The organism is Peribacillus asahii (genome assembly GCF_003570725.1).
Taxonomy (GTDB): Bacteria; Bacillota; Bacilli; order Bacillales; family DSM-1321; genus Peribacillus; species Peribacillus asahii.
Genome location: NZ_QWVS01000009.1, coordinates 1 through 26,271, shown reverse-complemented (window position 1 = coordinate 26,271; position 26,271 = coordinate 1). Strand labels below are relative to the sequence as shown.

Below are 26,271 nucleotides of genomic sequence, written 5' to 3'. Positions count from 1 at the left end.
CTAAAAACTCTCCTTTTTTCACGACAATATAGCTATTTACCCTATTTACAGGTCTGTTATCGTTATTTACCATTAAATATATCCCTTTATTTTATGCTATTTTCAGACTTTTTACAATACTTTATCCCCGTACAATTATCTCCCCTTTCTTCTTTATACGCAAAAAAAGCCCGTACAATTGATATGCACGGGCTCCATCATTACGCACCATTTCCTAATATTTCAACTTTTTCAACAAACTCCATTTTTCGAAATGTGGTAAGTAATTCATCAATGTCCATCGTCATTCCAGCCGTATTTAAAGAAAGCGTAACATTGGCACGTCCTTGCAAAGGAATCGTTTGGTGAATCGTCATAATGTTGCAGCCAGACAACGCAACGACTCGTAATAGCTCTGACAAAGTGCCTGAACGATCTTCAAGATAAAAGAAGAGCGTAATCAACTTTTCTTTCACAATGGTATGAAAGGGAAATACCGTATCGCGATATTTATAAAAAGCGCTTCGACTCAGGTCCACACGCTGAACTGCTTCCCACACAGATTCTACTTTACCGCGTTCAAGCATTTCCTTAGCATCTAACGTTTTCTTCATAGCCTCTGGAAGGACATCTTCGCGAACGAGGAAAAACTTCTTATCAATGCCGTTCACTTACCTTCCCCCTCTGCCAACCGTTATTAATCAACAAATTCAAATTCATATTCTAGAATACGAACAATATCACCATCTGTTGCTCCTTTTTGACGAAGAGCTTCATCCACTCCGAATGAACGAAGCTGTCTTGCAAAACGGCGAACAGATTCTTCACGACTGAAATCCGTCATTTTAAATAGACGCTCGATTTTAAATCCAGAAACAGCAAAGCTGCCATCTGGCTCGCGCGTAATGTCAAACTCATCTTGTTGCGTTTCATGTTTATATAATACTCGGTGAACCCCTTTATCTGCATCTTCATCATGATCCAGCGGGAATTCTGGTGTTTCTTCTAACTTATCCGCAATCGCAAACAACAGCTCCCGAATTCCTTCTCGTGTTACAGCTGAAATTGGGAAAATCGGATAATCTTCTTGTAATTTCTCTTTAAATGCCGCCAAATTTTCTTCTGAATCTGGCATATCCATTTTACTTGCTACAATAATTTGCGGACGCTCAGTTAAACGCAAGTTATACTCCTGCAGCTCTTTGTTAATCGTTTGATAGTCCTCATAAGGGTCGCGACCTTCAAGTCCGGACATATCAATCACATGAACAATGACTCTTGTTCTTTCAATATGGCGTAAAAACTGGTGACCGAGTCCAACACCTTCCGATGCCCCTTCAATTAAACCTGGCAGGTCAGCCATTACAAAGCTTCGATTATCTTCTGTTTCAACTACACCTAGATTCGGTACAATCGTCGTAAAGTGATATTCAGCAATCTTTGGCTTCGCTGCTGAAACAACAGATAACAATGTCGATTTTCCTACACTTGGAAAACCAACTAACCCTACATCAGCAAGTAATTTTAATTCCATTACAATATAGCGCTCTTGCCCTGGCTCACCATTTTCAGCAATCTCTGGAGCAGGATTAGCTGGAGTAGCAAAACGAGAGTTCCCGCGACCGCCGCGACCGCCTTTAGCAATAACGGCACGCTGTCCATGCTCGACTAAATCGGCAATTACTTCCTTCGTATCATCATCAATAACAACCGTACCTGGTGGAACTTTTACAACCATATCCTGTGCGTTTCTACCATGTTGATTTTTTGACATTCCATGTTCGCCACGCGGCGCTTTAAAATGACGTTGATAACGGAAATCCATTAATGTTCGTAAACCTTCCTCTACTTCAAACACAACGTTCGCTCCGTTGCCCCCATCTCCGCCTGCTGGGCCACCTTTTGGTACATATTTTTCACGACGATATGCAACCATTCCGTTACCGCCGTCTCCACCTTTTACAAACACTTTGACTTGATCGACAAACATGCTATCACTTCCTTGTTTTCTATATGTACTATCTTGCTGTATGCATCATTTCTTATTCAAACCTCACGTCCATTGTGAAAAAAAGATCCTCTTCACTCAACGATTGCACATTAACTGTTTGCTGCTCTGTTAGTGAATTAGTCAGAAATTTTGTCACAGTGTCCTGCTCTTTTAGCTTGCCTTGTAAATGAAAAGAACAACACATATTTCTGCTTTCTTTTTTAGAAATCTCTATCGTAAGCATATTTTCAGTAAACGGATTTAACTGTTCTCCTAATAACTGAAAGTAGCTTCTCGTCCATTGATACATCAATTCATCCATGGATTCAGATGCTTCAAAAACATCTACGATTTCATATTCAAAATGGAACGCCCAATTTCCCCAATTTGCCGTCATTAGCAATTCACTAAATTTCGGCATATTTAAACTAGAGAGCCGAGCTTCTTGCTGCGTTTCAATAATAATTTCTTCAATAAACCCTTTTACACGATCAATCTTATTTAATTCCAAATTGCCTTTAATAATTTGGATTTTATTTAACCAATCATGCCGCGTTTGTCGAAGTACTTCGACAGTTGTCCAACTTTTATCCATTATTAACACCTTCAATGTATGGTAATATGAAATTTCACTCCTTAGAGTATCAGTTGAATTAATGGAACTTTCATAAAGCTTGCTTCTAACAGAGCACTCACTCCCATTAATTCCGGACAAAAACTTCTCTTCAAGCTCTATCATGCTGCTATTTACCAGTATATCAAAAATGCACAAGTCTGGTCATGAATACTCGTTCATAAATGACATGAATGCCCCCGTCCAAAAAAACCAAATCTTGCTCCTTTGAATTCTTTGGACGATGGTAGAGCAAAAATTAAGGCTTTGTTGTAAGGTACTATTGTTGAACAAAGCGAAAATAAAAAATAAAGGGCCGATTCCATCTAAGCAATATATATCCAACAATATCGCGATATATATTATCAGTAGAAGGAATCAGACCCTTTTGAGTCATCCTAATTCAAAGATGCAATTATGCTTCTTGTGCAACTGGATATACGCTTACTTTTTTGCGGTCACGTCCGAAACGCTCGAAACGTACAACACCGTCTACTTTTGCGTATAGAGTATCGTCTCCACCACGGCCTACGTTCTCACCTGGATAGATTTTTGTTCCGCGTTGACGGTAAAGGATAGAACCACCAGAAACGAATTGACCATCCGCACGCTTAGCGCCTAAACGCTTAGCTTGTGAGTCACGACCGTTTTTTGTAGAACCTACCCCTTTCTTCGATGCGAAGAACTGAAGATCTAATCTTAACATGTGTTCCACCTCCTATTTGCTAAGAGTAATTTTAATGTATTTACCATAATCACGTTCAAGAGTTTGCAATGATATAAGCAAAGCATTTAAGAGAAGCTGTACCTTTTCTTCGGATTCTTTTGAAAGATTCTCCGGAATCACACAGCGAAGATACCCGCCATCTTTGCCCAGCTCAACCTCTGGTTCTACATCCGTTAAGGACATAATCGCATTTACCATTCCAAATGAAACAGTGGATGCGCCAGCACAAACAATATCGGAACCTTTTTTAGCAAAATCAGCATGTCCACTCATTGTGAATGAAGTAATTCGTTCACCGGGAGCATTAAAGGTTACTTTAATCATCTTAAATCAGCCTTACGCGTTGATTGCTTCAATTACAACTTTAGTGTATGGTTGACGATGACCTTGTTTTTTACGATTGTTTTTCTTCGCTTTGTATTTGAAAACCGTGATTTTCTTTTGACGACCTTGTTTTTCAACTTTAGCCGTTACAGTAGCGCCTTCCACGAATGGAGCACCAACTTTCACGTTTTCGCCACCTACGAATAAAACTTTGTCAAATGTAACAGTTTCGCCTGCTTCTGCGTTTACTTTTTCAATGTAAACTGCTTCACCAGCTGCTACTTTCACTTGCTTACCGCCAGTTTCAATAATTGCGTACATACCTGCACCTCCTTGAATGTCTCAGACTCGCCATGTACAGGCGTTTTATATAACATAAAACTTAAAACCTGATATGAGCGGTTGTAGCACGGGTGCTACAAACATAACGTTACAAGTCTACCATGCAAGCAAACTATTTGTCAATACGTTAAACGAGACGCTTTATAAATTTCCTGATAGCTCCCGAACCGTTTAATATGATACTGATTCAATGGCGTATTAATAATCGAAAGAACCAGTTTTTTCGAAATAGCTTCTTCTAAAATGGGACGATAGACTTCCTTTTCTCCTAATAAAACATCCGCCACCGCTTGATTCACTTCGACCCATACCGCTTCATCATCTGTTTTTCGATGCTCCATTAATTCTCGTTCTAATTGAAAAGCAACCGTTTCTGGGCTCAAGACTTTTCCGCTGCCACCGCAAGCTGTACAGCTAACAGTTGTTCTTTCGTATAAGGAAGGAGAAGTCCGTTTTCGAGTCAATTGTAAAATACCCAGTTCTGTAAAACCAACCACTTTGACACGCATGTCATCCTTTACCGTTTCCTGTCTCATCAGCTTCATTACTTCTTGCTGGTGCTGACGGCTGTCCATATTAATAAAATCAATGAGTATAATACCGCCAATATTGCGAAGACGAAGCTGTCTTGCTGCTTCTTTTGCAGCTAAAAGATTCGTTTGAAATAACGTTTCTTCTTTTTCCGTCTTACCAGTAAATTTCCCCGTATTTACATCAATCACTGTGAAGGCTTCTGTTTCTTCAAAAATTAAATAGCTGCCATTCTCAAGCCAAACAATTTTCTTCATTGCCTTGGACAACTGAATATCAAGGTGATGCTCGGAAAAAATATTTTTCGGTCCTGCCTCATATGAAATTTTCCATATCCCGCTACCGCTTGAAGCCTGTTTAGACAGCTCCTGATACAGATTAAAATCATCCAAAATAATTTCTCCCTGCTCTCCTTTATCCATCTCAGCTAACAATAATTCGATGAATGTGTCCTTTTGCAGCACTAATCCAGGATGTTTTAAAGCGCGAGCCTGCTTATGTAACTCATTATACTGTTCGCGAAGGGTGCGCAGTATGTGCACAAAAGACTCCTCAGTTTGATTTTCCATGGATGTTCGAATAATAAGTCCTTCATCTTGGTTCTTATGTTGAAAAGCTAGGTTTCTCCAATACTTTTGCCGGTCTTCATGTTGAAACTTTTTCGAAACACCGACATAATCTAAGCCCGCTATGTATACTAAAGATGGAGATGACAGCTCAATCAAGCCTGATAACTTAGCCCCTTTATTTCCTGTCTCGTCTCGTTTTACCTGTACGAGCAGTTTCTCCCCTTGACGGATATACTGACTGATTGTTCCTCCCTTCAATGGTTTATCCGCAAGCTGAAAAGCCGGTAATTCGTCTCGGTGGAGAAAACCGTGCCGCTCTGCTCCGTAATCGACAAATACCGCATCCATACCGGGCAGAACTTTCACTACTTTTCCCATATATATATTGCCTACCGCACTCAATTGATTCGGCGGCATGCTCTCTATTTTCATCACTTCATTTTGCTCCAACACCGCATATCGCTTTTCACGCGACGACAAGTTGGCAATTATTTTTTTCATAAAAAAATCCTTTCTCTATTTTGAAGAAAGGATACCATACTTAATAAGAATATAACAGGTCACCGATTTTATCTTCTGTCCTTTTCTGAGAAAAATAAGCATATAAAAGCTCTGTCTCATCTAATGTGCCGCTTTCTTTGCCATTTTTCATCACAATAATGGAATGTTTACATCCACGTTGAAATAGCTCTAATACTTTATAGATGGGTTCATTGACATCCACTTTAATCGGCTTCAACGTCATTAAGTCTTTGCTATGCCCATAGTGCCGTTGAAGTAGGAAGCGCATAAAAGCATAATAACGCTGACGCCATTCAAAGAAAAGGGAAATACTAAGAAAGAAAGCAATCATCCATGCATTTAAGTTAAGCGGATCAAGGACCACCCATGTTACAAAAGCAAAAACGGCAAAAATAGCAGATATATAAAGTGTATATTTCTGCGCCTCAAGAAAGGAAACATATAAAGCTATTCCGTTAAAAAGTAAGCGTCCTCCATCTAAGGGCCAAATCGGAAGTAAGTTAAATAAGACCAAGATAATGTTCATATGAAAAAATACCTGATAGACGTCATAAGAAAGAAAAGAGAGCAGATAGAGAATATACGCTCCTCCAATTAACCAAATATGCTGCAAGGGGCCTGCAAGAACAACCGCTATATCTTCTTTTAAACTTTTATTTCCATACTCCTCTGTTTCGAGCGTACCACCAAATGGCAGCAGCTGGATGGACTTAATCCTCCATTTAAAATATTGGGCACAAACAGCATGCCCCATTTCATGAACGAATACAATCACAAGAAGCATCATCATTTCTCTAAAATGAGCTGTAAGAACCGAAATGCCGACAACAAACCAAAGCGTTGGATGCACGTTGATTTTGAGCAGCAATTTTCCATACTCATTCAAAGGAAATCACCTGTTTTGGATCAATAAAAGTTCCATTTTCTTTGATTGCTAAATAAAACGTTCCTTTCGAACCATCTTCACTTCCTGTAACCTGTCCGATTTGTTGCCCTTTTTTAATCGGTTCATATAAACCCACATCAAACGATTCTAATTGTCCATACCATGACTCGCTTTTATTTTCATGTTGAACAATAATCGTTTTCCCAATCCCTTCCTTCACCCCAGCAAACGTCACAAACCCTTCATCGATTGCTGATACCATCGAGCCCTTCGTTGTTTCAACGATAATACCTTCTCCATTTGTCTCAAAAGTTTGTGTAATTTTAGCCGTGGCAGGCAGTGCATACGACTCATCAACGGTTTCTGTTTCATTCTCTTTCTTTTTCTCCTGTGGCAAAAAAGCGATTGGCTTCCCAAACGTCGATTCATACCAGCTAGAAATCGAGGCAAATTGAAAATCTTGTTCCATCGTCTTAGAAACGTAATCTCTTGCTGTATCCAATTGCTGTGACGGATGCTTAAAGATAACCGCTATAATTAAAAACAAACAAACAGCCGCTAACATTTTAAAGAGAAAATATTCCTTTTTAAACAGTGGATGATCCGGACTACTCTCATAGGCTGTATATGTGTACAAATCTTCGTCATGGTTATCCACATGCCTCCAAGCACCTTCCGCCTTTCGTTCACTGATTTTCCGTCGCTTTTCAATTCGATCACGGATATTTTTTCTGCGATTATCCATTCCGCCATCTCCCCCTTGCAAATCCCAAGCTTCTTTAACAAACTTATGATGAACTTGTCCGGAGTATACCTGCAAACCAGTGATGAAAACAGAGCTGCTTAAAGAATCCTTTTGCATCTGCCCACCTTTTCACATAGCCTTTAGGACAACGCTTTAGCCAGCCTCCAAAACAGCTTATGGGCCTAGGAAGTGAAGCCCGCCCTTTGACCTTTCGTCGTCTCTGTAGAACGCGACCTCAAGAGCTAGGCACTTAGCCGCCATTCAATGATTCTATAAATAGAAAAAAGCGTGATTCAAAAGGTCCTGCACTCGACCTTTTAATCACGCTTTCTTCATGAACACAATAGAAAATCCGGCATAAAGTCATGCCTCATTATTCCCTTACCATGCGAAAGGAGGCTCTCAAAACAGCCTCTTATATGTATATAGAGTACATGCAAACTATACACGCGCACCGAAAAATTTCTTCACTTTTGCAATAAAGCCTTTTCGTTCTTCACCAATCGGTGTCAACGGAATAGACTCGCCTAAAATACGGCGAGCTATGTTTCGATAAGCAATCGACACTCGATTATTAGGGTCATAAGCAATTGGCTCTTTTTTATTGGCCGCAACAATGACTTGATCATCATCAGGAATAATACCTAGTAAATCGACTTTCAAAAAATCGGTCACACCGTTAATATCCATTTCCTCATCCTCATTAAGCAAATGACCACGGATACGATTAATAATCAATTTAGGTGCCTCAATATGCTCTTCTTTTTCTAACAACCCGATAATACGGTCCGCGTCATACACTGCCGGTCTTTCCGGAGTTGTCACAATAATCGCCTTATCTGCTCCCGCAATCGCATTGCGGAACCCTTGTTCAATACCCGCTGGACAATCGATAATAATATAATCATAATCTGGCTTTAAATCGTTAATAAGCTTACACATTTGTTCTTCATTAACGGCCGATTTATCACGCGTTTGCGGTGCAGGAAGCAAATATAATAAATCTTCAAAGTGTTTATCTTTAATAAGTGCTTGATGAATCTTACAACGCTCTTCTACAACATCTACTAAATCGTAAATAATACGATTGTCTAGTCCCAGAATAACATCTAAGTTTCGCAGACCAATATCTGTATCAATTAAGCAAACTTTTTTGCCTAGAAGAGCTAATGATGTCCCTAAATTCGCAGACGTAGTTGTCTTCCCAACGCCGCCTTTTCCAGATGTAATTACGATTGCCTCTCCCACGATTAGAGTCCCCCTTCTAATCTATTAAAATTTGGTCTATATTTTCTCAGTACATGTAGCTTATCTATAATAATTTCTTCATCATCATTCATGAAAGCACATTTCACTTCATGAACTTTTTTCTGATCAGGTGCTACGTTTATTTGGTCCGCAATCCGCAATTGTGCGGGTGTCATAATAGATGCCGCAATAACCGCTTGATTATTCCCATAAAAACCAGCATGAGCAATGCCCTTCAATTGTCCCATAATAAAAATGCTGCCTCCTGCTCGAACCGTACCAGCAGGATTCACATCACCAATCAATAATAAATCACCCGGGACCTCTATAATTTGTCCGGAACGAACAACTTTATTAAGCGTCGTCACTTGATTTTCTTCTTTCCAACGCTTTGCTTTTTCTACTGTCACAACATTACAAAGAATATCTGAAACCGTTAGTTTTTTCTGTTTATGAATAACCTCTTTTATTTGGTTCTCTTGTTCTAGAGTTAAATAGCGATTACCTGTATGCAGCTTCACAGAAAGAACAGGATCATTTTCTTGAAACTGATAATTCTCAGATAGCTTCGCTGCTAGTTCTTTTAACAATTCGGAAAAGGAACAAGAATCATCGAGATGAAGCATAAACCCGTCTTTTGTCCCTTTTATCATTACATTTTGCTGAATCCTTTTATTCATGACGTTTGTTTCACCTCAATGAAATATAATTCGACACAAGAAAACATTTTTCCTCTTTCTCACTTGGCAAAAGCAGAAAAATTCAAGACTCCATTTCACTTTTTGTCACAATTTTTCGAATAAGTTTTTGAATTGGATAATAACTTGCGATAATAAACACTAAATTCAACAATGCAGTTGGCCACAATCTCCGCTCTGCAAATTCCGCAAAGGTTAATGCAGCAAACGACATAATTACGTTCATTTCGTAAACAACCATTTCCGAAATCGCAATAAATACAGTCGATACGACAATAACAATCAACCAATTAGATTGCAGGACTTTCATACACTTAGCCATCAAGTACGCTAAAAAAGGAATTAAAAACATAAAAATCCCGAGAATTTCTGTATACACAACATCATAAGCAAGTCCAAGAGCTGCTCCGTAAATCATACCATATCTTCTTGAACCAAAAATGGTTAGAAAAAAGATAAATACCATCATAAAGTGCGGAACTACGATATTTTCTTTGCCGAACAACTCACTAGCAAACAATTGTGCAAAAATGCTATCGAAGACAAAGAAAATCAAGGCAATCAGAGAAAGGATGAAATGCTTCACTCTTCTTCCTCCTCCAATTGAATGTCTTCTATTTGATTGGCTACATTCCTTTTCACAACGATTACATCACTAATATCATAAAAATCGGTCGATGGTTCAAGATAAGCAGTTTGATTCAGCCCATATTGATTCACCTTTACATCCACTACTTTTCCGATTAACAATCCTTTAGGGAATACGCCGCCATAACCAGATGTTACAACGTAAGAACCTTTTTTAATTTTTTTATTGTAAGGAATCTTATTCATTAATAACAGATTTGTTTTCTCATCGAAGCCCTCAATCAACCCAAATGCTTTTTTATCACCTTGAATATAGGCAGAAACTCGATTAGCTGCATCCATAGATGTTAATAATTGAACAGAAGCTGAGAATTGCCCAACATTTTTAACCTTTCCAATTAAACCTGTTGCCGTTATAACAGCCATATCCTTTTCGACACCATTTATTTTCCCTTGGTTAATCGTCAGGATTTCGTGCCAACGATCTGGATTACGCCCAATAACCGCGGCATGAATTGATGAGTATTGCTTTAAATCATCTTCTTTTTTCAAAATTTTGCGCAGTTCTTGATTCTCTTCTTTTAAATCCTGAACTTGTGTTTTTAATAAAACATACTCATCAAGGCGCTCTTTTAATTTTTGATTTTCTTCATATGTATTTTGAAGATCACTTAAGTCCCCAAAAAAACCTGTCACAGCCGATACAGGCTTATTAAATACATTCACAAACCAACCCGTTGTATCTTTTAAAAACTGCTCGGGCCAACTTAATTCTTCTCTCTCTCTTAATGAGAACCCAATCAATGCCACGAGAACAATAATACTAATCAGTAAGAGAAGAAGTTTTTTATTAAAAAACTGTGGCATGGTGTTTACACCTCAATTTACTTTAGTTTATTAAGAAAGCACAAGGCGCCCGACTATTGGCGACAAGTGCTGAAAAACCAGAAGGTGAAGTTTCACTTCATCAACTGGTTAGACAACTTGAAGGGCCTAGGGTATGGAACACGGCTGAACTCCTTTTTAGGCGACTGCCTAAAGCGGCTCAGCGTTTCCCTAATACCATAAAAAAATCGGCTCTTCACCAAAATTTCGAGCCGACTTCCTCTACATCAAACACATTTACCTATTGTAATCATTGGTTCACATTTCATGTGTATAGCTGATCCTACAGCGTGTAACAAAAAACCGAATATGACCTTATAGAAATGTGCAGTTACAGCCTTGCCTTTCGAAGATAGTTAATCTTATTTTTATCCAAACAGTACGAATATAATTAGCGAGAATCTTTTGATTTTGTTTTAAATAAATGAATATGATCTAACGCTTTACCTGTTCCAATAGCTACACAGTCTAATGGATTTTCTGCAATGATCACAGGCATTTGTGTTTCCGCGCTAATTACTTTATCTAAATTTCGCAATAATGCTCCACCGCCGGTTAAAACAATTCCGCGATCCATAATATCCGCACCAAGCTCTGGCGGTGTTTTTTCTAATGTATTTTTGACCGATTCTACAATCGCTGATACCGTATCGCGTAAAGCTTGTGAAATTTCTTCTGCCGTAATTTCAATTGTTTTTGGTAACCCTGTTAATAAATCACGACCACGAATCTCCATGTTCGGGATGCCTGTTGTGTCGCCAGCAGAACCGATTTCCATTTTAATCGCTTCAGATGTACGATCACCAATCATTAAATTATAGTGTTTACGAATATACGCGACAATCGCTTCATCCATTTCATCACCTGCAACACGAACGGATTGGCTTGTTACAATTCCCCCAAGAGAAATAATCGCAACTTCTGTCGTTCCCCCACCGATATCAACAACCATGCTGCCTGTAGGCTCCCAAACAGGCAAATCCGCACCAATTGCCGCTGCAAATGGTTCTTCAATCGGATAAGCATCACGTGCACCTGCTTGTCTTGCTGCATCAATAACCGCACGCTGTTCTACTGCCGTAATCCCCGATGGTACACAAATCATTACATAAGGTTTATTACCAAACACACCTTTTTTTTGCGCTTCCTTCATGTAATATTTTAGCATTGCAGCAGTCGTGTCATGATCCGCAATTACACCATCTTTCATCGGACGAAGAGCCACAACATTTCCCGGAGTTCGTCCAATCATGTTTTTCGCATCATTCCCAACAGCGACAATTTGTTTCGTATCTGTTTGTACAGCAACAACAGACGGCTCCCGTACTACAATTCCTTTTCCTTTTACATAAACAAGCGTATTTGCTGTTCCTAAGTCAATTCCAATATCTCGCGCACCAATTCCAAACATTTCCGTATCTCCCTTTCGTAAAAAAAATGCTCTTATATAAGGTCAATGAAAGCCTGTCAATCTTCCCAAAATAATTAACTTTGAAAAAGTTTCCTCTTTAAAAATCACAAACAACATTATATCCTATTGACAAAAATTTTGATAGTGTCATAAATAACCTTTTTCCTTTAAACTCACATATTTATGTTCACCGATAATAATATGATCTAATAGGTCAATCCCTATTATTTTACCACACTCGACTAGCCTTTTCGTTACTTCAATATCTTCTTTACTTGGATCAGGGCTTCCTGAGGGATGATTATGGAGACAAATGATAGAGGCTGCAGATCTTCGAAAGGCTTCTTTGAATATCTCTCGCGGATGTACAATCGAGGCATTTAAGCTGCCAATAAAAATAGTCCGCTTATGAAGCACTTGATTTTTCGTATTCAAGTACAAGCAGACGAAATGCTCTTGTGTTAAGAAACGCATATCTTCCATACAATACTTCGCACCATCTTCCGGGGAGCGAATGACATAACGTTCTTGACTGTTGACACGATGGATGCGCCTGCCGAGTTCTACAGCTGCCAACAGTTGAATAGCCTTGGCTTCACCAATTCCTTTAATAGCAGTTAATTCTTCAATCGATGCTTCTTTGAGCAACCGTAATTCTTCAAACGCATCCAGCAGTCGGTTAGCCATTTGTAAAACCGACTCTTCCTTCGTACCTGTTCTCAGTAATAAAGCAAATAACTCTTGATCAGAAAGACTTTCCGGACCATCTTGTAAAAACCTCTCGCGCGGCCTTTCTTCTTTTCGATATTCTCTCATTAACATCAAGCATTCACACTCCTTTATCCACTTAAAGGGAGCGTGCCGAAGTGATAACTTCTCACCGAAACAAATCCAGCACTAAGCCTTCAGCATGAAGACCATTTTGCTTGCATCGCCTTTAGTTCACGAGCAAGTCTTGAAACAGGAAGACCTACTACTGAAAAATAATCACCTTCAATTTGCTTTACAAACAATGATCCATACCCTTGAATGCCATAGCTTCCGGCTTTGTCAAAAGGTTCGCCGCTATCGAGATACTGTTCAATATCCTCTTCTGACAGCTCCCAAAAAGTGACTTTCGTTTTTTCTAAAAACACAGTGCTATTTTTTTGAAATAGAATAGCCACACCTGTATACACTTCATGTGTTTGTCCTGACAGCTCCGTTAACGTTCTTTTCGCATCATTACGGTCAAGCGGCTTTCCTAATATCGTATCGTTTAAAACCACAATCGTATCCGAACCAATGACCCAATGGTCGGGATGTGTGCGTGCAATAGCTGACGCTTTACGGAAAGCTAATTCCTTGACGACCTCATCGGCTTTCATTTGTTCTGGAAAATCTTCATTCACATTGGCATTCATACTTTGAAAGGGAATTTGAAGAAGTTGTAGAAGTTCTTTACGACGCGGGGAAGATGAAGCTAAGATCAATGATTCCATAATAAGTTAAACACCTTTCTTTTACGATTAGGAGATACTATTTTATCGTACCAAATAAATGAATGCTCGACAAATTTCTTTATAGAACAATTTTTCACTTATATAAAATAGCCGTCGCAAAGGGAGTAAAAGATGCTCCCTTTGCGATATTTCCCGAAAAATAATATTTAAGAGACAATCGTTTGTAAAAATAGAAGCAGCTTCTCTTGAGCCTTGCCTGCTTGATTTTTTTGCAGTAGTTCACTGGCTTCTATTAATCGCTCCTTGCCTTCCTTGTTTCCTGATAACTTCACTCCATTGAGCTGCTTTGTGACTTGCTGCAGATCTACACTTGAATCAGTATTGCGGAGCTTCGCTGCAGAAAGTTCCGCAAGTGATGAATATACGCCTACAGCCGCATCATCCTCTGCGATTTTCGTTTTAAAACGGATTTCTTTCCAAAATACATCCACATCCTGCGTTTTATATTCAAGAGCGAGCTCCTTCGTGGCCTCTAGACTTTCCGCAACGCCTAAAAATAAATAGTATTCATTTTCCATCTTAAACACTTCGGCTGGAAGTTTCTTTGCCTGAAGAGTCGCCTGCACTTCCTTCGCTGCCTCTTCTGTACTAAATACGCCGCCCTGCACTAAAAAAGTTTGCACCGTTGCCCCTTTACTTGTTTGTTCAGCTGGTGGTACGACTGCCGGTGTTTCTTCTTCAACTTCTATTGGTGGAGTAACAGTCTGCTCTGCCGTAATCGTTCGAATAGCAAGAACACCGAGGCTTGTCCCAACAACAATCGCTACAATAGCTAGTATAAACGGAGTCTTTAACTTCCACGGACGACGAGGCTGAGGATAAGGATGAATTTTCCCCTTTTTCTTTGGATTCGGCGCCGTTATAATTTCATTTGGTAGAACCCAATCGAAACTTTCATCTGGCGATTCGACAGCGGCTGCTTCCGTTCGCTCTTCTTCTATAGGGGATGCCGAACGTTCTTTAAATGACTTCTCTTGACCATTAATTTTAATCGTAAACCCATTCTCTTGATTAGACTTGTCCACGTTTTCTCCCCCCTTCACAGCATTTTTTTCCATGCTATCATAGAGATCAAAAAAAAGAACAAGACTTTTGTCGTCTTGTTCACAATAGCTTTCGTCATTTTTCTCCATCCACCGGCACCGGGATTTCAATGGTTGTTCCGGCCATTAATATCGTCATATTATTCCACTTTTTAATTAACGCTTCTCCCGCTCGGCTATTGTAATAGCGCATCGAGATGCGGAAAAGTGTGTCGCCCGGCTGAACTTTATACGTAAACACTTCGTAGGTGATCTTGTCTTTTTTTACGATGTTTCCTTTTTCCGTTTCAGTCTTTTTTGGTGGAATTTCTATTTTGGGTTCATATAAAGGATTTTCTTTATCACTAGCTGGCGGTGCTTCATAGTTTGGTAACTGCTGAACGAGTTCTTTTAATTCCGGATAATAATAGAAAGAAACGACAATCTGAAAAGAAAGATTCTCCGGTTCAACTACTAGTTCTCTTGCTTCCTGTGTACCTGCGAATTGAAGGCTTTCCACTTTTGCCATACGCGGCAGCTGTTCAATCTCTTTCACAAACGTTTCTAATTCTTTATAAGAAGGAGAAGTAACCGTCATCTCTGCTCGGATTTGTTTCACACCGTTCGGAAGATTCACTTCGCTTTTACCTGTATTCTCTGTCTCTTTCTCTGTTTCAGTACCGAGATAATCCTCCGTCTCCAAACTTTGCTGCTCATCCTCCTCCTCTTCTTGAAACGTCAAACTTGTAATTAACGTTCCTGATGCAACCTCTGCTTCTTCAAGAGATAACACAATTTGATCGGTTAAAGGTTCAACAGGGATTTTTTGTTGCAGCTCACTTGTATTGATTACTTCCTTTTTCGTAGAGGATTGACCTGTTTCATCTATCATAGCCAATTCCTGCTTTTCTTTTGTAATAGCTGCTTCTAATTCGTTCATCTTCTGTTGCAGCGGCTGAAAGTGGAGGAAGTATACATAAAGTCCACCCCCGATAACAACGACCATTATTAAGATAAACAAAAGAAGCTTAGACGTTTTAGAAGTCAAGGAGATCCCTCCCCTTTTTGAAGCGCCTTTTCATTCACAACAAAACGATAGGACGCCATATATCTTGGCAATACATTCTCCTCTTCTACCGTATCTTCTTCAGAGGAGATAGATTCTGTAGCTATACTTAATAATTCCGCTTCATCAATATAAGAAGAGTTCTGCAAACTTTTTAAATAAAAAGCAGCTTCTCGTGAACTATCAAATTGGATAGACAAATCTGCCGTCTTTCCTTCCGCAAAAGAAAAATTCATCAAATACCCTCTTTCCGGCAATAAAGATGTGATATGTCGTAAAAGGAAAGAGGTCGATGTATCTGTTTCTTCCGCCCATGCAATCGCCGCCTTCAATTGCTCCACTCCGTTATCACTATCGGCTTTAGATAAACTTTGTTCCTTTAATACCTTTTCTTCTTTATATTGTGAGAGCACTGTCTCCAGCTGCTTTTCTTTCGCTACTTGCGTTTGATACATCTTCCACGCAAAAATCCCTGCAGCTGCAAGAACGATGACAGCGACGAGAATAAAAATAAGAAGAAAGGATGCTTTCTTTTCTTTTTTCTGCAATAAATTTACATCAACTAACATGTAGACACCTACTTTAATGCAAGACCAATACACTCTGTATACACAGAAGGAATGTTGGTTCCTTTTTTTGTTTGAAAAATCGGCTGCAGCATCGATTGTACGTCCATTTCAAGTTCAAACGATTCTTTCATATTCCGATAAAAAGTTTCGATACAAGGATGGTCGCCCATCACTAATAGTTTTGAAATTTCGGATTTACCGCCTGTTAAATTGAAACGATAATAAGAGATAAAACGCTGAATTTCCAGCATAATATCACGCGCTTGTCCTGCGAGCGTTTCATCATCAGCGTTACATGTATAGTATTCTGTCCCTCTTCTATTCTTAAAAATTTCAAACGAATCGTCTGAGAATGATGGGCGGAAATGATGGACAAATACAGGCTTATATTGATGAAAGACTGAAAGAATCATCGTCTTTAAACCGATTTGAATCATCAACACATGTTCATCATTGGTCGCTAGCCCAAGATGAAAATAAGTGCGATAAGCGGCTAACATGGATAAGTCAGCCACCACCGGTTTTAATGAAGATTCTCGGAACAGCGCAGAAAACTCTTGCAGCACCGATTCTTTGGAAGCAATTAAGAGCACCTCTTTATTCTCTTCTGTTTCCTTTAATAAAACAGGTACGATTAGTGGATCTTCAAAAGGCAAATGAATGCTCTCTCCTAGCTGCATGTATAAATAACCAGTCAGTTCCTCTTCCATAATCTCAAGCGGGACAGCTGTTTTTCGCAAAATGACAAACTCATTTGGGACGCAAAACGACAGCTTACTCCCTTTCAGCTTCCAATTGTCCACCATCTCATCGATAATCATTCCAAGTGTGTCCCGCTCCTTAATCTGCCCTTCAACGACAACACCGGACGGCAGACACTTTTGACCATATGTATGAAATATCCGATTCCTATCGCTTTGGACAAAACGAATATACGAATCGCTAATCGTAAAATGAACAGAATACTGTCTGTTGCCTCGTAAAAAATTCATATTTTCACCGCCTACATGAACATCGAGAAATACCAGCCAATGATGTCCTCTCCATAAAAGTAAGAGAGAAGAGCCCCAACCGCAATAAACGGCCCAAAAGGAATGAGCTCTTTTCGTTTATGCTTCCCAAGCATCATCCCGCCTACCCCAAATACTGCGCCTAAAAAAGTGGCCATCAAAAAGGTAAGCAATGTTTGCGAAAAACCAAGCGCAAGTCCAATCACAAAAAAGAGCTTAATATCGCCTCCGCCCATGCCGCCTTTGCTAATGACCGCAATTAACAATAACAGACCAAAACCAAAAAAGGCACCAACTAAAGGGTCCCACCACGGGTTAAGCGGAATGAACAACCGTTCAAGAAAGAAAAGCGGCAAAAAGAACAACAGCACCTTATCAGGAATAATCATATACTTCATATCCGACACAAATATAATGACTAACAGTGAAATAAGCGTCAGGGCGACAAGCAGTTCACCTGTCAAACCAAACTGATAGAAAGCTAGCATAAACAAAAGTCCCGTTGCAAGCTCCATAATCGGATAAAATGGTGAAATCTTACTGCCACAGCCACGGCATGCTCCTTTTAAAAAGACAAAAGACAAAACCGGAACTAAATCTAATGCAGTAAGCGTTCGCTTACACGTCGGACAATGCGACCGCGGCCTCACAATGGACTGCCCCTCCGGAACCCGAAGCCCGACAACATTATAAAACGACCCCAGCACAAGACCGAGCACTAATAAATAACTATATATAAATATCATCATCTTCATGTTCCTCTACTTCTTCTCTACTTATCCATAATTCTATTATAACGAAATTTGACAGCATTCAATAGTTGGATATATGGGAAAGGGTAAAAAAATAACTCCTTTGAGAAGGAGTTATTTTTAATATTCTTATTTTACACTAGCTCTTGTAACTTTAGATATTTCTAAAGGTGATCCACTAGTGCCTATACCTCTTTTATCACCTTTTAGATATACCTTATAATTTGTGTTCTTAGTAGTTGAATTAATTGTTAATGTAACAGTAGCTTCACTATAAGGGTTACCAGCTTTATCTGGATCTTCAATATCGCTCTCTAGATAACCATTTTTAACTAACTCTTCCATCGTAAGAGAGTTATCACCAGTAATTGCAGTATCATTTGCAGCTACAGCTAACCTAGCAGCCCCTACCAGTTGCTCAGCATTTGCCACATGCGCATCCTTCTTACTGTTATCAATGATGTTCGCAATACTTGGCACCGCAATCGCCGCAATAATACCCAGGATAACGACAACCGCTAGTAATTCAACGAGCGTCAAACCTTTTTGGTTTTTGAGTAGTTTTTTCAATTTCTTTTTCATACCTTTATCCCCCTTTTTTTATTTTAGAAGTAGTGTGTATGTAAATATTCACTAAATCTAGTAGTTTACCAGTTTTAAAGATTTAAAATTGGCGGGGTGCACTACTAGCTCCGGATCATTCAAGTGCCCACAATACGAATGATCTTTCATCGCTTCCAACTTTACCTTTTAATTTATTATATAGGCATTTATCCCCAAAATGCAACCGAAAATTTTTGTCCATTTTATTACATTTTGCCTATAACGATCAATAAAATGTTTCTATTTATTGAACTGTTTCAAATATCTTAAACATCGGAAACGCAATAGCGCCGACAATTCCTCCAACAGCTCCTGCTAAAAAGACAATAAGCATTGGTTCAATTAATGATTTCACTTGATCCGTTGCATTGTCCACTTCCATATCGTAAAAATCCGCTACTTTCTCAAGCATAACATCAATTGACCCAGATTGTTCCCCGACTGCAATCATTTGTGTAACCATCGGCGGGAAGGCCCAGTGCTTTTCCATTGGAACAGACATCGACTCTCCTTTTTCAATCGAGCTCCTGGCCTCTTTAACAACGCGAGCGATTACTTCATTCCCAACAATTCTCTCAACGATAGTTAACGATTGCAAAATTGGTACAGAGCTTGAAAAAAGCGAGCTAAGCGTTCGGGTCATACGCGCCATTTGCGCTTTTTGAAGCATAGCACCGAATAACGGAATCTTTAAAAGAGCATAATCCCAATAATACTTCGTTTGACGGTTTTGAAGAATGAAACGAATGCCGATATATAGGGCAATCACAAACAAAACAAAAAGCCACCAAAACGATTGAAAAAATCCTCCCATGCCGATAACAATTTTAGTAATAAGCGGAAGCTCGGCTCCTGATGAAACAAATACCTTTTGAAAAGATGGAACGACAGTCGATAAGAGAAAAATAACAATCGTAATGGTAATCATTCCAACAGTTGCAGGATAGGTCATCGCTGATTGGACTTTTTTTCGTGTTTGATATTGCTTTTCAAAATAAACAGCCATTCTTTCTAAAATCTCATCAATATTACCGCCTGCTTCTCCGGCACGCATCATGTTGACAAAAATAGCAGGAAAAACGTTTGGATGCTTCTCAGCACCATCTGAATACGGCTTCCCAGCTTCTAAACTATGAAGCAAGTCTATGAGCGTTTTCTTTAATATTTTACTAGACGTTTGCTCAGAAAGAATTTTCGTTGCTTCTACTAAGCTGATTCCAGCCTTTAATAGCGTCGAAAATTGGCGCAAATAAATAACAAAATCTTTATTTTTTACTTTTCTCTTCCCTAACGAGATTTCCTTATACAAAATACCGGTTAATTCTTCAATTCGAATGACGGCAATTCCTGTTTCACGCAGATTACTTACCGCTTCTTTTCGGTTTTCTGCATTCACTCTGCCTTCTTTCTTTTTGCCGGTACGATCTCTTCCTACATAGCGAAAAACAGCCATTACATCGTAACCTCTTGTAAGTAAGGAGCAGCTGACTGTACATCAATCCGACCTTTTTCAATCAGCTCTTTCATCGACATTTCAAGGGTATGCATGCCAGCTGATTTACTCGTTTGCATAATACTGTGGATTTGGTGAATTTTTTCATTTCGGATTAAATTACGAATTGCGGAATTATTAATCATAATTTCTGTCGCCGCTACCCGTCCTTTTCGATCTTTTGTTGGAAGCAAGCGCTGCGAGATAATCGCCCCTAATACAGAAGCAAGCTGAATGCGTACTTGCGGCTGCTGATTCGGCGGAAATACATCAATAATTCGATCAATCGTCGCCGGAGCATCGGTTGTATGCAACGTCCCTAACACTAAATGCCCGGTTTCCGCTGCCGTAATCGCCGTCGAAATCGTTTCTAAATCTCGCATTTCTCCTACTAAAATAATGTCTGGATCTTGACGAAGACAAGCGCGAAGACCGTTGGCAAAATTACTCGTATCAAAACCGACTTCCCGTTGATCAATAATGCTCATACCATGTTTATGCAAATATTCAATCGGATCTTCTAACGTGATAATATGACGTTTCAAATGTTTATTAATATAGTTAATCATCGCCGCCAGCGTCGTTGATTTCCCGCTTCCTGTCGGCCCTGTCACAAGCACAAGTCCTTGCGGTTTTTCAGAAATGTCTCGTAACACATGCGGCATGTTCAGTTTTTCTAATGTTGGAACTTCTGTCGGTACAACCCGGATAGCAAGACTTAAACAGTTCCGCTGATGATATGCATTGACACGAAAACGCGATACTTGTGGAATGCTGTATGAAAAATCAAGTTCTCCATTCGTTTTCAGCTTCTCCCATAAACCTTCTGGAACAATTGCTCGAGCCATTGCTTCCGTATCAGCCGGCTTTAACACATCCTTACCATATTGCTTGAGTTCCCCATGAAGCCTCATGATTGGAGGAACCCCAACAGTTAAATGAATATCAGATGTTCCTAATTCAAATGCAGCCGTTAGCAAGTAATCTAGTTTTTCTTTCATATTGATGCCTCCTACTCCTGAATCGTCACTCGCAGCACTTCTTCTACCGTTGTCAGTCCCGCTTTCGCTTTTAATAATCCATCGTCCAGTAAAAAAATCATCCCGCTGCGCATTGCATACTGTTTAACTTCCTGAATCGATTTATTATTCATCATCATTGAACGAATCGTATCATCAATCGTTAACACTTCATGAATCGCAAGTCTTCCACGGTAGCCGCTGTTTTGACAAGTATTGCAGCCTTTTCCTTTATATAATGTATCGACTTTTATTCCTCGTTTTTGATATAAAGTTTTTTCCATTTCTGTTGGATGATATTCTTGTTTACATTGACTGCATACTTTCCGAACTAACCGTTGTGCTACTACCCCAGTTAGAGAAGAAACGACTAAATACGGTTCAATGTCCATATCAAGCAAGCGAGGAATCGTTAACAATGCACTATTCGTGTGCAGAGTACTTAAAACCAGATGACCGGTTAATGAAGCACGAACCGCTATATCCGCTGTTTCCGTATCACGAATTTCTCCAATCATGATAATGTTAGGATCCTGGCGCAGAATCGATCGCAACCCTGTTGCAAATGTGAGACCAACCGTTTGATTCACTTGCACTTGGTTGATGCCAGGAAGCTGATACTCAACTGGATCTTCGATTGTGACAATATTGACTTCCTGTGTATTGAGCTGATTTAAGGCCGCATAAAGAGTGGACGTTTTCCCCGATCCTGTTGGACCTGTAATCAACACCATACCGGATGGACGTTCAATCATCGACATAAACTTCTGGGCATTCACTTTATTAAAACCGAGCTGCGAAAGGTTTATGCGCACACTCGTTAAGTCCAAAATCCGAATAACGACCTTTTCACCATCCACCGTTGGTAAGAGAGAAATCCGTAAATCAACCGGTGTCAGATTGACATCCAGCTTAACTCGTCCATCTTGCGGCAAACGAGACTCGGTAATATTTAAATTCGCCATAATTTTAATACGCGAAATAAGTAAATTGTAGATGTTTTTAGACAATACTCTCTCTGTCCGTAAAATGCCATCGACGCGGTAGCGAACGAGTATTTTTGTATCATGCGGATCAATATGAATATCACTCGCCTTTAGCTGAACCCCTGCCGCCAAAATTTGATTCATCAGCCGGACAGCCGGTGCTCCCTCATCCTCTCCATCATCCAAACCTTCTAATTCCATATCTTCAAACGTTTCCGACATGTTGTAATATTTATAAAGCGCCGACACAATATCTTCCTTCGTTGCAATAACTGGTGAAATCTGAAATCCTGTCGACAGCCGCATATCATCGAGCGCGATATAATTCATCGGGTCATTCATTGCTACAATGAGCTGATTATCTTCTTTTTTAATTGGCAAAAGCGTATTTCGAAACGCAAAGTCCTTCGACACAAGGTTCAACAAACTCACATCAACCGGATACCGATATAAACTAATGTGCGGAATCCCGAGTTGAAACTCCAGCACTTCAATTAACTGCTGCTCACTAATCAACCCCCGCTCAAGCAGAGCATCCCCGAGCCTCTGCCCGCTCTTCTTCTCCCGTAATGTTTCTTCTAGTTTTTCCTCGGTAATTATTCCCGCTTCAACGAGTAAATCGCCTAGACGTTTTCGTTCTTTTGCCATGGTGTTCACCTGCCTGTTTTATACTTATGTGTGAAAATATCGTATTCCCCTATAAACCTTTTAAAATGGTAATTTATCATCTTCTACCAACGCCTCAAACTCCACCTTACTATTTCCACTTACTACAAGCTTATTAGCTATAATAATCCCTGTAAATGTACTGTGACCTCCAACCGTCACTGTACCATTTGGATAAAATACAATTCCATTCTTATTTACATTAAAAGTAATAGGGTCTGTATCGTAGCTAGCAATAACTACCTTGCCAACATTTTTAATTGGGGATTCTAATTTCGGGAAAAGTTTATCTAAAGACGGAAAAGATATTGTCTCAACCCATTGATTAGAATGACTAATAACAGATTCAATAGAATTTTCGTTCAACTCCAACTTGCCTGTATACTGTAAATGCCCATTAATTAATGGACCTTTTATATTTTTATCAAATTTAACATCACCATCAACGTATATATTACTAACTATAACTGAATCACCAGGATTTCCTAATGTAAAGTTCTTCATAGAAAGGTTATCTTTGATATAAATATCCTTTGCCTCTATACTCCAACTAGATTCTGAAGTTTTCTTAGGGAAACCTTGTCTTAGAACTACAGTGGAATTTTCCCCTACAATCTCACTTTTTGTACCATCAAGCTCCACAGTATTCACATACACAAATATCCCAGTTGCTCGTAAATAATCTGCAAAACTTTGTTGTTGATCTGGCTCCTCTATCTCCACAGCTAGCGGTTTACTGTTTCGTCTCCCTTCAATCACCGTATCTATTGTAAATTGATTACGATTTTGTTGATCAATCAAGGTAAATTCAACAGGCAGAGCTTGAGAAGGATCTATTTCCTGTTTGCACTTAGTTGCATTTATAGTTGTTCCATTAATAGAAACCTTTTCTAACAAAAGCCCCTGTTTAGAGGGTAGTTCATTCGCAAGTAACTCGTCATAACATATTTCATAGTTTGCTGTTGCCTCTTGATGCCGTTTTCTCATTTCGGTAATAATTAAGTTAGCTTCTTGTCTTAAGTTAATGTGAGATTGGGTTTTATTATTAGATTGAACCGAATAAGTAAAAACACCATAAACTATGCCTATTACTAATGCTGAAATAGTTAGTGCTGCCAATACTTCAATCAAGGTTAATCCGGATTGTTGCGATATATATTTTTTCCTCACTTATCACACCACACTTTTAATAGAATGAAAATAATAGTTTTAATAATAGTTTTACTAATTACTACACCTAATTCTTTAGTCTTTGATGACTGTTAATTATTCACTACTTTTTAATAAAATTATCCTAATCTTTATTATAGTTTGATATATACTTATTAAAAAGACACTAGGTGGTAGAAATTCGTGAACAATTTTAAAAACAATAACGGTTTCACTCTTATAGAAGTACTAGCATCTATTACGATTCTCGGCATTGTGTTAACCGTGTTCTTATCTTTCTTCTCTAATTCAATGACCTTTTCTGTGAAAACCGAAGATACATTAACAGCAATCAACCTAGCTGAAAAGGAGCTTCATAACGTAACTAGTAATTTTAAAACAAAAAGTTATGAGAAGTCTATTGAGTTAAATAATAAAACCTACCTTGCAACTATGACACCTTTATCTCAGAACAGAGAAGAAAGCTCATTAGGTTTACTTCCTATTTCTATAACCATATATTCAGAGGACAGCAAAGAACTAACAACCGTATATGGATATGTAGAACTAGATTCCGACAATTAGGAGAATAACTACATGAAAGAAAAAAATGAAGCAGGTTATACATTAGTACTTGTATTATTAACGATTACATTAATTTTTATCTTTTCGTTAACTTTAATCAGCAATGTTTTAAACAGTGCTAATCAAAATAAAAAAACAGAACAAAAAATACAGTTAAATAGATTATTAGAAATGGGAATAACTTATGTAGAGGAATCCGTAGATAAAGCAAGCTCCGATGCAGCAACCAATTTACATTCTGAATCTTTACCCGCCTGTGATCTTACTAGTCTTCCGGACAAATACGTATGTTATTTTAAAGATGAATTAAAAAGTTATAAACTTGCACCTAATCAAGAATTGAACAGAACGCTAGGGGAAAAGCCTGAACAATTCAAAATAGTCATCGAGAGTATAAAGCAAGCTGAAAACGATAACAACACAATCGAAATTACCTACACCGTTACCGCTTCTTTAGGTACGGATGCTATAGAAAGTACTAAGAATATCATTGAACTAAAAATGAAAGAACTAACTTCCTCTGATTATGACAATAGCAACAATGGCTAATACATAGAAATCTTGTTTTTAAAATTAATAAATATGCTATAACTCCTTCCCCGAGGAGTTATTTTTTACCCTTTTCCGTTAATTGTACCATCCTATTATTGAGTGGTATTGAATTTCGTTACAATGGAATTATTGATAAATAAAGAGGAAGCACGGGGTTCAATTGAAAAGAGAGAATTGATGTCCATTCCGATAGAAAAACACTAGGCATTCCCGCCGATGGTTACACAAATGATTGCCGTCGGGGAACAATCTGGTTCAATTAATGTTATGCTTGAGAAAGTAGCCGATTTTTATGATATGAAAATAGACAATGCAGCGGATCAAGTGAAATCATTAATTGAACCGTTGCCTATTGTCTTTTTAGCAGGAGCTGTCGGAGGAATTGTCGACGCTATTGCGTTTCTAATGTTTAAGATATTTGAAACGGTTCAATAAATAGACACATTTTATTAATTTTCATAGGCATAATGTAAGGAAAAGACTAACATTAAGTGTTGGATTTTGAGTATAAATGCCTATATAATAAATTAAAAGGTAAAGTTGGAAGCGATGAAAGATCATTCGTATTGTGGGCACTTGAATGATCCGGAGCTAGTAGTGCACCCCGCCAATTTTAAGTCTTTAAAACTGGTAAACTACTAGATTTAGTGAATATTTACATACACACTATTTCTAAATAAAAAAAGGGGGAAAGGTATGAAAAAGAAATTACAAAAACTACTCAAAAATCAAAAAGGTTTGACGCTCATTGAGTTACTAGCGGTTGTTGTTATCTTAGGAATTATCGCAGCGATTGCAGTGCCAAGTATTGCAAACATTATTGACAATAGTAAAAAGGATGCGCATGTGGCGAATGCTGAGCAATTGATTGGGGCTGCGAGATTGGCAGTGGCTGCGAATGACAAAGATATTATTGAAGACAACATAATTACTTTAAAAGAATTGATTACCAACGGATATATCGAGAGCGATCTAAAAGATCCTGATACGGATGGTTATTACAATCAAACCGAGGCTTTAGTAGAAGTTATTCGTTTAGGAACTGCAAACGTTACTTATAAAGTAACATTAAAAGGGCAAGAAAGAGGGATTTATGCAGTTAAAGCAAGTAATCTTGATAGAAAATCTGTGAAAAATGATGATAATAGTAAAGCTAATAATGAAACTGAAACTTCTGGAAACAATGGCGGCAGCACCGATGGCGGTAGCACCGATGGCGGTAGCACCGATGGCGGTAGCA

30 protein-coding genes, 2 riboswitches and 1 other annotated feature are annotated in these 26,271 nt (G+C 38.8%); of the genes, 4 read left to right on the top strand and 26 right to left on the bottom strand.

The genetic code is table 11. From position 1 onward, the window contains the following. Nucleotides 1-200: 200 nt before the first annotated feature. The 26 genes from D1953_RS04865 to D1953_RS04740 all read right to left on the bottom strand — a co-directional run bounded on the left by D1953_RS04865 (nucleotide 201) and on the right by D1953_RS04740 (nucleotide 23,915). A complete protein-coding gene (locus D1953_RS04865; RefSeq protein ID WP_119116039.1) occupies nucleotides 201-650 on the bottom strand; it encodes an ACT domain-containing protein in 450 nt (149 codons plus the stop codon). A 26-nt stretch (nucleotides 651-676) separates the two neighbouring features. Continuing rightward, on the bottom strand, nucleotides 677-1,969 hold the full coding sequence (gene obgE, locus D1953_RS04860) for a GTPase ObgE (RefSeq protein WP_119116038.1): 1,293 nt from the start codon (nucleotides 1,967-1,969) through the stop codon (nucleotides 677-679). A 52-nt stretch (nucleotides 1,970-2,021) separates the two neighbouring features. After that, nucleotides 2,022-2,564 carry a Spo0B C-terminal domain-containing protein gene (locus tag D1953_RS04855; protein WP_119116037.1) on the bottom strand — a complete coding sequence of 181 codons (543 nt, stop codon included), beginning with the start codon at nucleotides 2,562-2,564 and terminating at the stop codon, nucleotides 2,022-2,024. Nucleotides 2,565-2,997: 433 nt separating this feature from the next. Further along, the gene (rpmA, locus tag D1953_RS04850) at nucleotides 2,998-3,288 is read right to left on the bottom strand and encodes a 50S ribosomal protein L27 (protein WP_119116036.1); all 291 of its coding nucleotides are present in this window, start codon (nucleotides 3,286-3,288) and stop codon (nucleotides 2,998-3,000) included. A 12-nt stretch (nucleotides 3,289-3,300) separates the two neighbouring features. Then, nucleotides 3,301-3,633 (bottom strand): ribosomal-processing cysteine protease Prp, encoded by a 333-nt coding sequence (locus tag D1953_RS04845; RefSeq protein ID WP_119116035.1) that lies wholly within the window; start codon nucleotides 3,631-3,633, stop codon nucleotides 3,301-3,303. Nucleotides 3,634-3,645: 12 nt separating this feature from the next. Continuing rightward, complete coding sequence (gene rplU, locus D1953_RS04840) at nucleotides 3,646-3,954, bottom strand: 50S ribosomal protein L21 (protein ID WP_119116034.1); 309 nt, start codon at nucleotides 3,952-3,954, stop codon at nucleotides 3,646-3,648. A gap of 13 nt (nucleotides 3,955-3,967) precedes the next feature. Beyond that, nucleotides 3,968-4,047 (bottom strand) — a sequence feature (ribosomal protein L21 leader region). A 47-nt stretch (nucleotides 4,048-4,094) separates the two neighbouring features. After that, entirely contained in the window at nucleotides 4,095-5,576 is a 1,482-nt protein-coding gene (locus D1953_RS04835; protein ID WP_119116033.1) for an Rne/Rng family ribonuclease, read from the bottom strand. A 40-nt stretch (nucleotides 5,577-5,616) separates the two neighbouring features. Continuing rightward, nucleotides 5,617-6,483, bottom strand: a complete 867-nt coding sequence (locus D1953_RS04830; RefSeq protein ID WP_119116032.1) for a site-2 protease family protein — start codon at nucleotides 6,481-6,483, stop codon at nucleotides 5,617-5,619. Further along, nucleotides 6,476-7,345 carry a M23 family metallopeptidase gene (locus D1953_RS04825; RefSeq protein WP_245979915.1) on the bottom strand — a complete coding sequence of 290 codons (870 nt, stop codon included), beginning with the start codon at nucleotides 7,343-7,345 and terminating at the stop codon, nucleotides 6,476-6,478. Before D1953_RS04825 ends, D1953_RS04830 begins: the two co-directional genes overlap by 8 nt. Before the next feature lie 324 nt (nucleotides 7,346-7,669). After that, a complete protein-coding gene (minD, locus tag D1953_RS04820) occupies nucleotides 7,670-8,476 on the bottom strand; it encodes a septum site-determining protein MinD (protein ID WP_119116031.1) in 807 nt (268 codons plus the stop codon). 2 nt (nucleotides 8,477-8,478) lie between these two features. Continuing rightward, entirely contained in the window at nucleotides 8,479-9,156 is a 678-nt protein-coding gene (minC, locus tag D1953_RS04815; protein WP_119116030.1) for a septum site-determining protein MinC, read from the bottom strand. A gap of 82 nt (nucleotides 9,157-9,238) precedes the next feature. Continuing rightward, a complete protein-coding gene (gene mreD, locus D1953_RS04810) occupies nucleotides 9,239-9,760 on the bottom strand; it encodes a rod shape-determining protein MreD (RefSeq protein ID WP_182480504.1) in 522 nt (173 codons plus the stop codon). Further along, nucleotides 9,757-10,629, bottom strand: a complete 873-nt coding sequence (gene mreC, locus D1953_RS04805) for a rod shape-determining protein MreC (RefSeq protein ID WP_119116028.1) — start codon at nucleotides 10,627-10,629, stop codon at nucleotides 9,757-9,759. Before mreC ends, mreD begins: the two co-directional genes overlap by 4 nt. Nucleotides 10,630-11,038: 409 nt before the next feature. Next, nucleotides 11,039-12,058: a rod shape-determining protein gene (locus tag D1953_RS04800; RefSeq protein WP_119116027.1), complete on the bottom strand. Its 1,020-nt coding sequence runs from the start codon at nucleotides 12,056-12,058 to the stop codon at nucleotides 11,039-11,041. A gap of 147 nt (nucleotides 12,059-12,205) precedes the next feature. Further along, nucleotides 12,206-12,880 carry a RadC family protein gene (gene radC, locus D1953_RS04795; RefSeq protein WP_119116026.1) on the bottom strand — a complete coding sequence of 225 codons (675 nt, stop codon included), beginning with the start codon at nucleotides 12,878-12,880 and terminating at the stop codon, nucleotides 12,206-12,208. Nucleotides 12,881-12,963: 83 nt separating this feature from the next. Further along, nucleotides 12,964-13,539 carry a Maf family protein gene (locus tag D1953_RS04790; RefSeq protein WP_119116025.1) on the bottom strand — a complete coding sequence of 192 codons (576 nt, stop codon included), beginning with the start codon at nucleotides 13,537-13,539 and terminating at the stop codon, nucleotides 12,964-12,966. Between the two features lie 167 nt (nucleotides 13,540-13,706). Then, the gene (locus D1953_RS04785; protein WP_142920437.1) at nucleotides 13,707-14,585 is read right to left on the bottom strand and encodes a hypothetical protein; all 879 of its coding nucleotides are present in this window, start codon (nucleotides 14,583-14,585) and stop codon (nucleotides 13,707-13,709) included. A gap of 94 nt (nucleotides 14,586-14,679) precedes the next feature. Next, nucleotides 14,680-15,630, bottom strand: coding sequence for a LysM peptidoglycan-binding domain-containing protein (locus tag D1953_RS04780; protein WP_119116023.1), 951 nt, complete (start codon nucleotides 15,628-15,630; stop codon nucleotides 14,680-14,682). Further along, on the bottom strand, nucleotides 15,627-16,217 hold the full coding sequence (locus tag D1953_RS04775) for a hypothetical protein (RefSeq protein ID WP_119116022.1): 591 nt from the start codon (nucleotides 16,215-16,217) through the stop codon (nucleotides 15,627-15,629). The genes D1953_RS04780 and D1953_RS04775 overlap by 4 nt, the downstream gene beginning before the upstream one ends. Nucleotides 16,218-16,225: 8 nt before the next feature. Further along, nucleotides 16,226-17,209 carry a type IV pilus biogenesis protein PilM gene (gene pilM / locus D1953_RS04770; protein WP_119116021.1) on the bottom strand — a complete coding sequence of 328 codons (984 nt, stop codon included), beginning with the start codon at nucleotides 17,207-17,209 and terminating at the stop codon, nucleotides 16,226-16,228. Nucleotides 17,210-17,220: 11 nt separating this feature from the next. Beyond that, nucleotides 17,221-17,973 carry a prepilin peptidase gene (locus D1953_RS04765; RefSeq protein ID WP_119116047.1) on the bottom strand — a complete coding sequence of 251 codons (753 nt, stop codon included), beginning with the start codon at nucleotides 17,971-17,973 and terminating at the stop codon, nucleotides 17,221-17,223. 135 nt (nucleotides 17,974-18,108) lie between these two features. Continuing rightward, nucleotides 18,109-18,561 carry a type II secretion system protein gene (locus D1953_RS04760; protein WP_119116020.1) on the bottom strand — a complete coding sequence of 151 codons (453 nt, stop codon included), beginning with the start codon at nucleotides 18,559-18,561 and terminating at the stop codon, nucleotides 18,109-18,111. 81 nt (nucleotides 18,562-18,642) lie between these two features. After that, nucleotides 18,643-18,727: riboswitch (cyclic di-GMP riboswitch) on the bottom strand. Between the two features lie 99 nt (nucleotides 18,728-18,826). Next, nucleotides 18,827-20,035: a type II secretion system F family protein gene (locus tag D1953_RS04755; protein ID WP_119116019.1), complete on the bottom strand. Its 1,209-nt coding sequence runs from the start codon at nucleotides 20,033-20,035 to the stop codon at nucleotides 18,827-18,829. Beyond that, nucleotides 20,035-21,075, bottom strand: coding sequence for a type IV pilus twitching motility protein PilT (locus tag D1953_RS04750; protein ID WP_119116018.1), 1,041 nt, complete (start codon nucleotides 21,073-21,075; stop codon nucleotides 20,035-20,037). Before D1953_RS04750 ends, D1953_RS04755 begins: the two co-directional genes overlap by 1 nt. A gap of 11 nt (nucleotides 21,076-21,086) precedes the next feature. Next, nucleotides 21,087-22,727: a GspE/PulE family protein gene (locus D1953_RS04745; protein WP_119116017.1), complete on the bottom strand. Its 1,641-nt coding sequence runs from the start codon at nucleotides 22,725-22,727 to the stop codon at nucleotides 21,087-21,089. A 60-nt stretch (nucleotides 22,728-22,787) separates the two neighbouring features. Next, nucleotides 22,788-23,915, bottom strand: a complete 1,128-nt coding sequence (locus tag D1953_RS04740; protein ID WP_119116016.1) for a PulJ/GspJ family protein — start codon at nucleotides 23,913-23,915, stop codon at nucleotides 22,788-22,790. A 183-nt stretch (nucleotides 23,916-24,098) separates the two neighbouring features. Between D1953_RS04740 and D1953_RS04735 the strand changes: the two genes are divergently transcribed. The 4 genes from D1953_RS04735 to D1953_RS04720 form a co-directional block, all read left to right on the top strand. Beyond that, nucleotides 24,099-24,479, top strand: a complete 381-nt coding sequence (locus D1953_RS04735) for a type IV pilus modification PilV family protein (RefSeq protein WP_119116015.1) — start codon at nucleotides 24,099-24,101, stop codon at nucleotides 24,477-24,479. Nucleotides 24,480-24,491: 12 nt separating this feature from the next. Further along, nucleotides 24,492-25,028: a hypothetical protein gene (locus tag D1953_RS04730; protein WP_119116014.1), complete on the top strand. Its 537-nt coding sequence runs from the start codon at nucleotides 24,492-24,494 to the stop codon at nucleotides 25,026-25,028. A 219-nt stretch (nucleotides 25,029-25,247) separates the two neighbouring features. Beyond that, a complete protein-coding gene (locus D1953_RS04725) occupies nucleotides 25,248-25,466 on the top strand; it encodes a type II secretion system F family protein (RefSeq protein ID WP_119116013.1) in 219 nt (72 codons plus the stop codon). A 98-nt stretch (nucleotides 25,467-25,564) separates the two neighbouring features. After that, a riboswitch (cyclic di-GMP riboswitch) is annotated at nucleotides 25,565-25,649 on the top strand. A gap of 78 nt (nucleotides 25,650-25,727) precedes the next feature. Next, the coding region (locus D1953_RS04720) for a type II secretion system protein (protein ID WP_142920436.1) at nucleotides 25,728-26,271 on the top strand (544 nt) is incomplete at its 3' end.

Coding starts and splice junctions, on each gene's coding strand:
- D1953_RS04835 (WP_119116033.1), bottom strand. CDS start 5,576: ATGAAAAAAATAATTGCCAACTTGTCGTCGCGTGAAAAGCGATATGCG.
- D1953_RS04730 (WP_119116014.1), top strand. CDS start 24,492: ATGAAAGAAAAAAATGAAGCAGGTTATACATTAGTACTTGTATTATTA.
- D1953_RS04855 (WP_119116037.1), bottom strand. CDS start 2,564: ATGGATAAAAGTTGGACAACTGTCGAAGTACTTCGACAAACGCGGCAT.
- mreC (WP_119116028.1), bottom strand. CDS start 10,629: ATGCCACAGTTTTTTAATAAAAAACTTCTTCTCTTACTGATTAGTATT.
- D1953_RS04725 (WP_119116013.1), top strand. CDS start 25,248: ATGGTTACACAAATGATTGCCGTCGGGGAACAATCTGGTTCAATTAAT.
- D1953_RS04750 (WP_119116018.1), bottom strand. CDS start 21,075: ATGAAAGAAAAACTAGATTACTTGCTAACGGCTGCATTTGAATTAGGA.
- D1953_RS04845 (WP_119116035.1), bottom strand. CDS start 3,633: ATGATTAAAGTAACCTTTAATGCTCCCGGTGAACGAATTACTTCATTC.
- D1953_RS04760 (WP_119116020.1), bottom strand. CDS start 18,561: ATGAAAAAGAAATTGAAAAAACTACTCAAAAACCAAAAAGGTTTGACG.
- rpmA (WP_119116036.1), bottom strand. CDS start 3,288: ATGTTAAGATTAGATCTTCAGTTCTTCGCATCGAAGAAAGGGGTAGGT.
- D1953_RS04775 (WP_119116022.1), bottom strand. CDS start 16,217: ATGTTAGTTGATGTAAATTTATTGCAGAAAAAAGAAAAGAAAGCATCC.
- D1953_RS04800 (WP_119116027.1), bottom strand. CDS start 12,058: ATGTTTGGAATTGGTGCGCGAGATATTGGAATTGACTTAGGAACAGCA.
- pilM (WP_119116021.1), bottom strand. CDS start 17,209: ATGAATTTTTTACGAGGCAACAGACAGTATTCTGTTCATTTTACGATT.
- rplU (WP_119116034.1), bottom strand. CDS start 3,954: ATGTACGCAATTATTGAAACTGGCGGTAAGCAAGTGAAAGTAGCAGCT.
- D1953_RS04825 (WP_245979915.1), bottom strand. CDS start 7,345: ATGCAAAAGGATTCTTTAAGCAGCTCTGTTTTCATCACTGGTTTGCAG.
- D1953_RS04790 (WP_119116025.1), bottom strand. CDS start 13,539: ATGGAATCATTGATCTTAGCTTCATCTTCCCCGCGTCGTAAAGAACTT.
- D1953_RS04765 (WP_119116047.1), bottom strand. CDS start 17,973: ATGATATTTATATATAGTTATTTATTAGTGCTCGGTCTTGTGCTGGGG.
- radC (WP_119116026.1), bottom strand. CDS start 12,880: ATGTTAATGAGAGAATATCGAAAAGAAGAAAGGCCGCGCGAGAGGTTT.
- D1953_RS04755 (WP_119116019.1), bottom strand. CDS start 20,035: ATGGCTGTTTTTCGCTATGTAGGAAGAGATCGTACCGGCAAAAAGAAA.
- D1953_RS04745 (WP_119116017.1), bottom strand. CDS start 22,727: ATGGCAAAAGAACGAAAACGTCTAGGCGATTTACTCGTTGAAGCGGGA.
- obgE (WP_119116038.1), bottom strand. CDS start 1,969: ATGTTTGTCGATCAAGTCAAAGTGTTTGTAAAAGGTGGAGACGGCGGT.
- minC (WP_119116030.1), bottom strand. CDS start 9,156: ATGAATAAAAGGATTCAGCAAAATGTAATGATAAAAGGGACAAAAGAC.